Below are 10,876 nucleotides of genomic sequence, written 5' to 3'. Positions count from 1 at the left end.
CGAGTTCCTCGGCGGGGCGCTGGCCCCCGGCATCGAGATCTCCATCGACGCGCTGGCGGCGCGCGCCGCCCAGCTGCGCAAGGTCGAGCTGGTCCGGCCGCGGTCGGTGGTGGGCAAGAACACCGTGGAGGCGCTGCAGTCCGGCGCTGTCTACGGGTTCGCCGGGCAAGTGGACGGTCTGGTCCGCCGGATCGTGGCCGAGATCGGCCCGGTCACCGCCGTCGTGGCCACCGGGGGCCTCGCCCCGGTCGTCGTCCCCGAGTCGGAGACGATCACCCACCACGAGCCGAACCTCACCCTGATCGGCCTGCGACTGGTCTTCGACCGCACCCACTGACACCTGTCAGGGTGAGGACGACGGATAGCTCGTCGTCACCCTGACAGGTCGTGGGGGGCTAGCGGATCCGCAGCCGGTCCTGGGCGGGCAGGACGGCGAGACCCTGAGCCTCCGCGGCAGCGGCCATGCTGTCGGCCGCGGGGCTCTGGCCGGAGCGCCGGTCCAGCCGCATGGTCGGCACCAGCAGCCCGAGGCCGAGGACGACCCAGGCGGCCAAGCGGGCGACGTCCCCGGTCCCGGCCACGGCCCAGCCCACGGCGACCACGCCGGTGACCAGCCAGGGCAGCGGGATCCGGGGCAGCCGCAGGAGCAGCAGGAAGCCGAACGCCACCGCGACCGACAGCAGCAGCTGGTCGATCACGGACGCCGTCGGCGAATAGCGCAGCGCGGTCGCCGCGTCCGTGGCCAGGCCGAGCCGGCCGACCAGCCAGCCGGTCGCGACCGCGAGCAGACCGGCGGGCAGCCCCAGCCGGACGGCGCGGGGGAGCAGGTCACAAGCGGATCCCGGGGCGCAGGCGCGGGCGTGGGCCATACCCACCAGCCTACCCCGGGGGGTATCCCGTCACGACCGTTCGGTAGACCTTGGTGACGTAGGGAAGGGGGAACCGGTCCCGGCCGGCCAGGTCGGGGTGCGTCCGGGCCAGCTCGGCGACCCGGGCGAGGATCCGGTCCCGCTCCGGGTGCAGCGCGACCTTCGACCAGGAGGCGACCAGGCCCACCAGGGTGTCGGCGTCCATCTCCTTCTCGTGGGGGAAGGACTCGGCCACCAGCGGCTCGAACCAAGGACCCACCTCGTAGTCCGGTTCCTTGGGCCAGTTGCTGATGCCGTCCTCACCCCCGGTGAGGGTGGTCAGCTCGGCCAGCCAGTCCACCCGGTCGTCGCGGACGTTCCACAGCATGGCCAGCACGCCACCGGGGTGCCGCAGCACGCGGGCGATCTCGGGCAGGGCGCGGGGCCGGTCGAACCAGTGGAACGCCTGCCCCACGACGACGGCGTCGACCGCCCCGTCGACCTCCGGGATCGCCTCGGCGCTGCCCTCGCGGACCCGGCCCGGCAGCTCCAGCTCGGCGACCGCCCGCATGCCGGGGTCCGGCTCGACGGCGACCACCTGGTGGCCGAGCGCGTGCACGACGGCACCCAGCCGCCCGGTCCCGGCGCCCAGGTCGAGCACCACGAGCGGCGCGTCGCCCAGCGCCCAGCGCAGCGCCGCGGCCGGGTAGTCCGGCCGGAACCGGTGGTACTGCTCGGCTGCGCTGCCGAACGACGTCCGGCGGTCCTTCCAGGCAGGTTCCACGGCAGGTCACGCTAGCCGGTCGGTAGCCTTGCGGCCCATGAGCGACCAGCCCCACGGCCTCCCCGACGTCGACGACCTGCCCGAGCAGATGCGGGTGCGTCGGGAGAAGCTGGACCGGCTGCGCGCCGAGGGTCGCGACCCCTATGCGTTCGGCTTTCCCCGCACTGCCACGAACGCCGAGCTGCAGGAGCGATTCGCCGGGCTGGACCCGGACACGGCGACCGGCGAGCGGGCCGGCGTCGTCGGCCGGGTGGTGCTCAACCGGGTCAGTGGAAAGATCATCTTTGCCACGCTGCGGGACGGCACGGGTGACCTGCAGGTGATGGCCACGCTGGACAGTGCCGGCCAGGAGCTGCTGGACCGCTGGAAGTCCGACGTCGACCTCGGCGACAACGTGGGCGTCGAGGGCGCGGTCATCACTTCCCGACGGGGTGAGCTGAGCGTGCTCGCTGACACGTTCACCATCACCAGCAAGTCGCTGCGGCCGCTGCCGGAGAAGCACAAGGGCCTGCAGGACCCCGAGCAGCGGGTCCGGCAGCGCTACGTCGACCTGATCGTGCGGCCCGAGGCCCGCGACATGCTGCGGATGCGGTCTGCCGTCGTCCGCAGCATCAGAGAGACGCTGCAGTCGAACGGCTTCATCGAGGTCGAGACGCCGATCCTCCAGGTGCTGCACGGCGGCGCGAACGCCCGACCGTTCGTGACGCACATCAACGCCTACGACATGCCGCTCTACCTTCGGATCGCCCCTGAGCTGTACCTCAAGCGGCTGCTTGTCGGCGGTGCCGAGCGGGTCTTCGAGATCAACCGCAACTTCCGCAATGAGGGCGCCGACTCCTCGCACAACCCCGAGTTCACCATGCTCGAGATGTACCAGGCGTACGGCGACTACGACACCGTCCGGGTGCTCACCCAGAAGATCATCCAGAACGCGGCCACGGCCGTGTTCGGCGCCCCGGTGGCCCGCCGGGTTCAGGAGGACGGCTCGGTCGAGGAGTTCGACCTGTCCGGCGACTGGCCGGTCAAGTCCATGTTCGACGCCGTCAGCGAGGCGCTGGGGGAGCGCATCGACCTGGACACCCCGATGGCCAAGCTGCGGGCGATCTCGCAGTCGCTCGGCCTCGAGGAGCCCAGCGAGGCCAGCGCCGGCATGCTGATCGAGGAGATCTACGTCGAGGTGGTGGAGTCCCTGACGACGACCCCCGTCTTCTACCAGGACTTCCCCAAGGACAACGCCCCGCTCACCCGGGTCCACCGAAGCGACCCGCGGCTCACGGAGAAGTGGGACCTCGTCTGCTGGGCCGCCGAGCAGGGCACCGGCTACTCGGAGCTGATCGACCCGCTCGACCAGCGGGAGCGGTTCTACCAGCAGTCGCTGCGCGCGGCCGGTGGCGACGAGGAGGCCATGCAGCTGGACGAGGACTTCCTGCGGGCGCTGGAGTACGGCATGCCACCCGCGGGCGGCCAGGGCATGGGGATCGACCGGCTGCTGATGACCCTGACCGGGCTGGGCATCCGCGATACCATCCTGTTCCCGCTGGTGAAGCCGCAGTGACCGACGTCGTCCGCCGGGCTCGGACCGGGGACGTCCGGTCGATCCGGCGGCTGATCGACATCTACGCACAGGACCGGCGGCTGCTGTCCAAGGCGACGGTCACCTTGTTCGAGGACATCCAGGAGTTCTTCGTCGTCGAGCGGGACGGCGAGGTGGTGGGCTGCGGCGCCCTGCACGTGCTGTGGGAGGACCTCGCCGAGGTGCGCACCATCGCGGTCGACCCCGCGCTGCGCGGCCACCACCTCGGCCGGCTGCTGCTGGACCGGTTGCTGCAGGAGGCGCGCGACGTCGGCGTCTCGCGGGTCTTCGTGCTGACCTTCGAGACCGGGTTCTTCGGCGCCCAGGGATTCCGGGTCATCGAGGAGACACCGGTGACGCATGACGTCTACGAGCAGCTGCTGCAGTCCTATGACGAGGGTGTGGCCGAGTTTCTCGGTCTGGAGCGGGTGAAACCGAACACGCTGGGAAACACTCGAATGCTCCTCGATCTGTCGTAGGAATTGTTTGGATATTGACGAGTACATCTTTGCCGACTTGCCGAAGTCCAGGCGGACTGATTGGATTTCTCTCGGCAACAATTCCCCTGAGAGATTGTGGGCCACAAATGGCGCAGAAAGTCCAAGTTGTCCTTGTCGACGATGTCGACGGCGGTACCGCCGAGGAGACAGTGAGTTTCTCCCTCGACGGTGTGAGCTATGAGATCGACCTGTCCACGAAGAATGCCGCCAAGCTGCGCGAGGACTTCGCGCCGTGGGTGGGCACGGCCCGGCGTGCGGGTGGTCGCGCCCGGCGGGGCACCCGGCGGGCGGCGTCCCGCGGCGGCTCCAGCGCAGACGTGCGCGCCTGGGCGAAGGAGCAGGGGCTCGCGGTGAGCGAGCGCGGCCGGATCCCGGCCGAGATCTTGGCTCAGTACGAGGCGGCGCACTAGCGCGTCGGCCCTGGTCGCAGTGATCAGGTGATCGACGTCGGTCCGGTCGGACGCCTCTCGGCGCGTGGCTCGCTCGTAGCGGCTATTGATGGGGCCCGGGGTACCGGCCGGACCGACGCACTCCATAACGTAGCCCCAGCGCCGCGTTGTTCCCATCCCTCCGGCCGGATTGCTCCGCACGGGTGGTGGTCGGCGGACGCGCCGCGGCTGTTCGCCGCTGGCGGACGCCAGCCCGGAAGCATTCGCGCTGAACGGGAGTTCGCACTCATGGGCCCGGCCGGCCGGCCGGCGGTATCGGTACGGACACCTGAGACGGGAGTTGCCCCCCGCGGGGCTAGCATCGGCACGGAGGACCGTGGTCGCCACGGCCCGTCTGAATCGTTCGGTGAGGAGTTGCTGCACATGTTCGAGAGGTTCACCGACCGCGCGAGGCGGGTCGTCGTCCTGGCCCAAGAAGAGGCCAGGATGCTCAACCACAACTACATCGGCACCGAGCACATCCTGCTCGGGCTGATCCACGAGGGCGAGGGCGTCGCTGCCAAGGCCCTCGAGTCGCTGGGCATCTCGCTGGAGGCCGTCCGCCAGCAGGTCGAGGAGATCATCGGGCAGGGCCAGCAGGCGCCGTCCGGTCACATCCCCTTCACCCCGCGCGCCAAGAAGGTCCTCGAGCTGTCGCTGCGTGAGGCGCTGCAGCTGGGGCACAACTACATCGGCACCGAGCACATCCTGCTCGGCCTGATCCGCGAGGGCGAGGGCGTCGCCGCGCAGGTGCTGGTCAAGCTGGGTGCGGACCTCAACCGGGTGCGCCAGCAGGTGATCCAGCTGCTGTCCGGCTACCAGGGCAAGGAGCCGGCCGCGGCCGGCGGACCGTCCGCCGAGGCGCCGTCCACCTCGCTGGTGCTCGACCAGTTCGGTCGCAACCTGACCCAGGCCGCCCGCGAGGGCAAGCTCGACCCGGTCATCGGGCGCGAGAAGGAGATCGAACGGGTCATGCAGGTGCTGTCCCGCCGCACCAAGAACAACCCGGTGCTCATCGGGGAGCCCGGCGTCGGGAAGACCGCCGTCGTCGAGGGGCTGGCCCAGGGCATCGTCAAGGGCGACGTCCCCGAGACGCTGAAGGACAAGCAGCTGTACACCCTCGACCTCGGCGCGCTGGTCGCCGGCAGCCGCTACCGCGGTGACTTCGAGGAGCGGCTGAAGAAGGTCCTCAAGGAGATCCGCACCCGCGGCGACATCATCTTGTTCATCGACGAGCTGCACACGCTCGTGGGCGCGGGTGCCGCCGAGGGCGCCATCGACGCCGCCTCGATCCTCAAGCCGATGCTGGCCCGTGGCGAGCTGCAGACCATCGGCGCCACCACGCTGGACGAGTACCGCAAGCACCTGGAGAAGGACGCCGCCCTGGAGCGGCGGTTCCAGCCGATCCAGGTGGCCGAGCCGACCATCGCGCACACCATCGAGATCCTCAAGGGCCTGCGGGACCGCTACGAGGCGCACCACCGAGTGTCAATCACCGACAGCGCCCTGGTGGCGGCGGCCAACCTGGCCGACCGCTACATCAGCGACCGGTTCCTGCCGGACAAGGCGATCGACCTGATCGACGAGGCCGGCTCGCGGCTGCGGATCCGACGGATGACCGCGCCGCCGGACCTGCGTGAGTTCGACGAACGGATCGCCAGCGTGCGCCGGGAGAAGGAGTCCGCGATCGACGCGCAGGACTTCGAGAAGGCGGCTGCGCTGCGCGACAAGGAGAAGACCCTGCTGCAGGAGAAGGCGCAGCGGGAGCGGGAGTGGAAGGCCGGCGACATGGACGTCGTCGCCGAGGTCGACGAGGAGCTCATCGCCGAGGTGCTGGCGACGCAGACCGGCATCCCGGTGTTCAAGCTCACCGAGGAGGAGAGCCAGCGGCTGCTGCGCATGGAGGACGAGCTGCACAAGCGCGTGATCGGCCAGGAGCAGGCGATCCATTCGCTGTCGCAGGCGATCCGGCGGACCAGGGCCGGCCTGAAGGACCCGAAGCGGCCCGGTGGGTCGTTCATCTTCGCCGGCCCGTCCGGCGTCGGGAAGACCGAGCTGTCCAAGACGCTGGCGGAGTTCCTGTTCGGCGACGAGGACGCGCTCATCCAGCTGGACATGAGCGAGTACTCGGAGAAGCACACGGTGTCTCGGCTGTTCGGCTCGCCGCCCGGCTACGTGGGTTATGAAGAGGGCGGCCAGCTGACCGAGAAGGTGCGTCGCAAGCCGTTCTCCGTCGTCTTGTTTGACGAGATCGAAAAGGCGCACCCGGACATCTTCAACTCGCTGTTGCAGGTGCTTGAGGATGGTCGGCTCTCCGATGCCCAGGGTCGCGTGGTCGACTTCAAGAACACCGTGATCATCATGACCACGAACCTCGGTACCCGCGATATCTCCAAGGGCCAGAACCTCGGATTCGCCGTTTCCGGCGACACCCAGAGCGGGTACGAGCGGATGAAGGCGAAGGTGCAGGATGAGCTGAAGTCGCACTTCCGGCCGGAATTCCTCAACCGCATCGACGACATCGTCGTGTTCCACCAGCTGACCCCGGACGAGATCGTCACCATCGTGGACCTGATGGTGGCCAAGCTCGACGATCGGCTAAAGGACAAGGACATGGCGATCGAGCTGACCACGGCCGCCAAGGAGCTGCTGGCCAAGCGCGGGTACGACCCGGTGCTCGGGGCCCGGCCGCTGCGCCGGACCATCCAGCGCGAGCTCGAGGACCAGCTGTCCGAGAAGATCCTCTTCGGCGAGCTGCGGCCCGGCCAGATCATCGTCGTGGACGTCGAGGGCGAGGGCGAGTCGGCTGCCTTCACCTTCAGCGGCGAGGTCCAGTCCGCGCTGCCGGACCTCCCCCCCGTGGAGACGGCCGGCACCTCCGACTGACCCCCCGGGTTCGCGGAAGTCGACCCTGCCTGGTGACTGGCCGTCACCAGACCGGGTCAACTTCCGGGCAGGCGGTACTCGTTCTCGGGGAGGGGCTCGACGAGGCCGTCGGTCACCAGGCCGTCGAGGGCGCGGGCGCGTTGGACGGCGTCCGGCCAGACGGCGTCCAACGTCGCGCCGGGGACGGCGCCCACGGCGTCGCGCAGCACGGCGAGCAGCCGGCCGCGGGCCTGCCGGTCGGTGCCGTCGTAGCGCTGGCCTCGTCGTGGGGGGCCGGTCCAGGCCGGCCGGCCAGCCCGGTGCCAGCGGCACTCGCGTGACAGCGGGCAGCGGGCGCAGTCGGGGGTACGGGCCGTGCAGACCAGCGCGCCGAGCTCCATGACCGCGACCGCCCACCGCGCGGCCGCCTCGGGGCGCTCGGGCAGCAGCTTCGCGGCCGCCCGGCGCTCGGCTGCCGTCGTCCCGCCGGGTGGCTCGAAGGCGACCCCGCCGACTACGCGCGCGTGCACGCGCCGCACGTTGGTGTCCAGGACCACGTGTCGTTGGGCGAAGGCGAAGGACGCCACCGCCGCGGCGGTGTACTCGCCGACGCCGGGCAGCGCTCGCAGCGCGGTCACGTCGTCAGGCACCCGTCCGCCGTGCTCCTGGACGCACCCCGTCGCCGCCGCGTGCAGCCGCAGCGCCCGGCGCGGATAGCCGAGGCGCCCCCACATCCGCACCGCCTCCCCGGGGGCGTCGGCGGCCAGCGCGGCCGGCTCGGGCCAGCGGTCCAGCCAGGCGGCGAAGACCGGCAGCACCCGCTCCACGGGGGTCTGCTGCAGCATGACCTCGCTGACCAGGACGGCCCAGGCCGTGGTCCCCGGACGGCGCCACGGCAGGTCGCGTGCGTGGTCGTCGTACCAGGCCAGCACCGACTCGTGCAGCCGGTCGGGCCCGAGATCGGGGGAGGACAGCTCGGGCATGGCGTGCGCATCGTCCCATGCGCCGGCCCTAGGCTGACCCGCATGGGGTCGCTGCTGCACCCTGTCGGGCCGTTGCCCCCGGGTGCCTACTGGCTGCGTCGCGCCCTTGCGCTCGTCGTGCTCGTGGTCATCGTCGTCGCCGTCGGGTGGGCGGTGCGCGCGGTGGCCGGCCCGGGCACCGACAAGCAGGCGGGTGCCGGCCCCCCGTCCAGCCCGGCGGCGCTCGCCAGCAGCCCGACCAGCGCCGCGCCGAGCAGCCCGGTGGCCGCCAGCAGCCCGACGCCGGCCAAGTCGGCCACCCCGACCGCCTCGGCCAGGCCGACGGACACGGCGAGTGCCACCGCGAGCGCGTCCACGGCCCCGCTGTGCGCGGACGCCCAGCTGAGCATCGCGGTGCGCACCGACCACCCGACCTACCCGGCCGGCCAGCAGCCCAAGTTCACCCTGGCCGTGCGCAACACCGGCACCCGCGACTGCCGCCGCAACGTCGGCCAGGACGCGCTGGAGCTGCGAGTCATCTCCGGGGGAGTGGAGGTGTGGTCCTCCGACCACTGCTCGCCCGGCGGAGCCTCCGACCTGCGGACCCTGACGCCTGGCCAGACCTTCACCGCGACCGTGCAGTGGGCCCGGGTCTCCTCCCAGCCCGGCTGCCCCGCGAACCAGCCGTCCGCCGCCGCTGGCTCCTACTCGGTGGTGGCCCGCGACCTCACTCTCGTCTCCCCTCCGGCCACCTTCACCCTGCAGTGACCTGGAGGCCCTCAAGGGCGAGCCGGAACCGGACGACACAGCAACGACGGCGGTCCCTGCGCGGCTGACCGCGTGCGAAGCGGAGGGTGCTGTGTCGGCGTCGTCGGTCGAGGAGCTCGGCGGGACGCCGGTGCCGGTGGTCACCGTCGCGCTGGTGGCCGGCACCCAGACCCGGTTGCGCCAGCTCTCGGGTCTGGTGCGCAGCGAGGCCTTCTCGGTCGTCGGCGGCGCGTGCGACAGCGAGTCGGCCGAGGAGCTGGTGCGGGAGACCCGCCCGGACGCCGTCCTGGTGGACCTGGACCTCTTTGGCGGCGGGCTGGACGCCATCGAGCGGATCATGGCCGGCCGGCCCACACCCATCGTCGTGTGCGGCGCGGCCGCGGAGCACCCCGAGGCGGCCATCGCGGCCGGCGCTGTCGACGTGGTCGGGGCGCTCGACGTCGGCGCCGGCACCCCGGCCTACAGCATCCTGCTGCAGCGCCACCTTCGGGTGGCCAGCCGGGTGCCGGTGATCACCCATCCGCGGGCCCGGCTCCGGCAGCGCGGGCTCGCGGACCGGCGCAGCATGCGCGGCCCGCGCGTGGTGGCGATCGGCGCCTCGACCGGTGGGCCCCCGGCGCTGGCCACGATCCTGCGCGAGCTGCCGACCGAGTTCCCGGCCGCCGTCATCGTCGTCCAGCACATGGCCGAGGGGTTCGTCGAGGGGCTGGCCCGCTGGCTGGACGGCATCTGCGCGCTGCGGGTCGTCGTGGCCGCGGACGGCGAACGGCTCGTCGAGGGCACCGTCTTCCTGGCCCCGGCCGGCTTGAACCTGCTGGTCCGCCGCGGGCACCGGATCGCCCTGGTCGAGCCGCCGCAGGGGCAGTTCCACGTGCCGGGGGTTGACGCCACCTTCGGGTCGGTGGCCGAGGAGTGCGGCCGGTCCTCCATCGGCGTGCTGCTCACCGGCATGGGCCGCGACGGCGCGGCCGGCCTGCGCGCGCTGCGGGACGTCGGCGCGCACACGATCGGCCAGGACGAGGCCACCAGCGTCGTGTATGGCATGCCCGGAGCCGCCCGTCAGCTCGACGCTGTCGCAGCCGAGCTGCCGCTGGGTGACATCGGCCGGGCGATCGTGACCTCGGCCAGCCGCTCGGCGCCACGGACCGAGGCGACCCCGTGAGCCGGCTGCTCGGCGACGCCGAGTTCGCCGCGCTCCGCGTCCACCTGCGCCGCACCGCCGGCCTGGAGTTCGACGAGAGCCGCCGTCCCTCCCTGGCCGCGGCGATGCACGAGCAGCTCAGCGAGACCGGCAGCCCCGACGTCCCCACCTACCTCGCGCTGCTGCGCTCCCCGCACGGGGCGAGCGAGCAGCAGCGGCTGCTGGACGCCGTCACCATCCAGGAGACCCACTTCCACCGGGCCCGGCCGCAGCTGGACGCGCTGCGTGACCAGCTGCTGCCGCCCCTGCTGCGGCGGGCCGCGGCCGAGAACCGCGACCTGGTCGTCTGGAGCGCCGGCTGCTCGACGGGCGAGGAGCCGTTCAACCTGGCCATGCTGGCGCTGGAGGCCGCCGGCCGGCTCGGCCTGCCGCCTCGGGTGCAGGTGCTCGCCACCGACGTCTCCACCGCGGCCCTCGAGGTGGCCGCGGCCGCCAGCTACTCGGGCCGCACCATCGAGCTGGCCGACCCGTCGGCAATCGGCCGCTGGCTGCAGCCGGAGCCGGACGGCAGCCACCTGGTGCGCGACGAGGTTCGGCAGCTGGTGACCTTCGTGCACCACAACCTGGTGACCGACCCGCTGCCGTTCGGCCCGGGACAGGTGGACCTGGTCGTCTGCCGGCACGTGACCATCTACTTCTCCAGGGTCACCACCCGCTCGGTCGTCGAGGGCTTCCGCGAGGTGCTCGGCCCCGATGGCTGGCTGCTCATGGGCCCGACCGAGAACCTGTGGCAGGTCAGCGAGTCCTTCGTCGCGGTGCCCGTGGGCGAGGTCTTCGCCTACCGGCCGGCCACCGCGGCGGCGACGGCGCTGGCGTCCACGGCCACCCCGCCGTCGCCGGCCGAGCTGCGGCTGCGCTCCGTGGCCCGGCCGCGCCTGCGCCCGCGCCGGGCCGCGGCCGGCTCGGCCAACCGGACCGGCACGCGGCCGACCGGCCCGATGCGACCG

General features: G+C 71.9%; 11 protein-coding genes. 8 read left to right on the top strand and 3 right to left on the bottom strand.

All coding sequences use genetic code 11. From position 1 onward, the window contains the following. Positions 1-337: type III pantothenate kinase (locus VIM19_08770; protein ID HEY5184975.1), on the top strand; the 337-nt coding region annotated here is incomplete at its 5' end. A 58-nt stretch (positions 338-395) separates the two neighbouring features. Here VIM19_08770 and VIM19_08765 read toward each other — a convergent pair. Continuing rightward, on the bottom strand, positions 396-869 hold the full coding sequence (locus VIM19_08765; protein ID HEY5184974.1) for a hypothetical protein: 474 nt from the start codon (positions 867-869) through the stop codon (positions 396-398). Between the two features lie 10 nt (positions 870-879). After that, the gene (locus VIM19_08760; protein ID HEY5184973.1) at positions 880-1,632 is read right to left on the bottom strand and encodes a class I SAM-dependent methyltransferase; all 753 of its coding nucleotides are present in this window, start codon (positions 1,630-1,632) and stop codon (positions 880-882) included. 37 nt (positions 1,633-1,669) lie between these two features. Here VIM19_08760 and lysX point away from each other — a divergent pair, with 37 nt between their 5' ends. The 4 genes from lysX to VIM19_08740 all read left to right on the top strand — a co-directional run bounded on the left by lysX (position 1,670) and on the right by VIM19_08740 (position 7,019). Next, positions 1,670-3,187, top strand: coding sequence for a bifunctional lysylphosphatidylglycerol synthetase/lysine--tRNA ligase LysX (gene lysX, locus VIM19_08755; protein ID HEY5184972.1), 1,518 nt, complete (start codon positions 1,670-1,672; stop codon positions 3,185-3,187). Continuing rightward, on the top strand, positions 3,184-3,684 hold the full coding sequence (locus VIM19_08750; protein ID HEY5184971.1) for an amino-acid N-acetyltransferase: 501 nt from the start codon (positions 3,184-3,186) through the stop codon (positions 3,682-3,684). The genes lysX and VIM19_08750 overlap by 4 nt, the downstream gene beginning before the upstream one ends. A 107-nt stretch (positions 3,685-3,791) precedes the next feature. Then, entirely contained in the window at positions 3,792-4,115 is a 324-nt protein-coding gene (locus VIM19_08745) for an Lsr2 family protein (protein HEY5184970.1), read from the top strand. Positions 4,116-4,517: 402 nt separating this feature from the next. After that, positions 4,518-7,019 carry an ATP-dependent Clp protease ATP-binding subunit gene (locus VIM19_08740; GenBank protein HEY5184969.1) on the top strand — a complete coding sequence of 834 codons (2,502 nt, stop codon included), beginning with the start codon at positions 4,518-4,520 and terminating at the stop codon, positions 7,017-7,019. Between the two features lie 56 nt (positions 7,020-7,075). On the opposite strand, the gene VIM19_08735 is transcribed toward VIM19_08740, so the two are convergent. Further along, on the bottom strand, positions 7,076-7,981 hold the full coding sequence (locus VIM19_08735; GenBank protein ID HEY5184968.1) for an A/G-specific adenine glycosylase: 906 nt from the start codon (positions 7,979-7,981) through the stop codon (positions 7,076-7,078). 42 nt (positions 7,982-8,023) lie between these two features. On the opposite strand from VIM19_08735, the gene VIM19_08730 reads away from it, so the two are divergent. The 3 genes from VIM19_08730 to VIM19_08720 all read left to right on the top strand — a co-directional run. Continuing rightward, positions 8,024-8,728 carry a hypothetical protein gene (locus tag VIM19_08730; protein ID HEY5184967.1) on the top strand — a complete coding sequence of 235 codons (705 nt, stop codon included), beginning with the start codon at positions 8,024-8,026 and terminating at the stop codon, positions 8,726-8,728. Between the two features lie 91 nt (positions 8,729-8,819). Next, a complete protein-coding gene (locus VIM19_08725) occupies positions 8,820-9,890 on the top strand; it encodes a chemotaxis protein CheB (protein HEY5184966.1) in 1,071 nt (356 codons plus the stop codon). After that, a partial coding sequence (locus tag VIM19_08720; protein HEY5184965.1) for a protein-glutamate O-methyltransferase CheR occupies positions 9,887-10,876 on the top strand: 990 nt, incomplete at its 3' end. The genes VIM19_08725 and VIM19_08720, both read left to right, overlap by 4 nt.

It is taken from the genome of Actinomycetes bacterium, assembly GCA_036510875.1.
Lineage (GTDB): Bacteria > Actinomycetota > Actinomycetes > Prado026 > Prado026 > DATCDE01.
This window is presented reverse-complemented; position numbering and strand designations above follow the sequence as displayed.

What these genes read in the sequence shown, in the direction of transcription:
- VIM19_08765 (HEY5184974.1), bottom strand. Translation starts at nt 869, where the DNA reads ATGGCCCACGCCCGCGCCTGCGCCCCGGGATCCGCTTGTGACCTGCTC.
- lysX (HEY5184972.1), top strand. Translation starts at nt 1,670, where the DNA reads ATGAGCGACCAGCCCCACGGCCTCCCCGACGTCGACGACCTGCCCGAG.
- VIM19_08740 (HEY5184969.1), top strand. Translation starts at nt 4,518, where the DNA reads ATGTTCGAGAGGTTCACCGACCGCGCGAGGCGGGTCGTCGTCCTGGCC.
- VIM19_08735 (HEY5184968.1), bottom strand. Translation starts at nt 7,981, where the DNA reads ATGCCCGAGCTGTCCTCCCCCGATCTCGGGCCCGACCGGCTGCACGAG.
- VIM19_08730 (HEY5184967.1), top strand. Translation starts at nt 8,024, where the DNA reads ATGGGGTCGCTGCTGCACCCTGTCGGGCCGTTGCCCCCGGGTGCCTAC.
- VIM19_08745 (HEY5184970.1), top strand. Translation starts at nt 3,792, where the DNA reads ATGGCGCAGAAAGTCCAAGTTGTCCTTGTCGACGATGTCGACGGCGGT.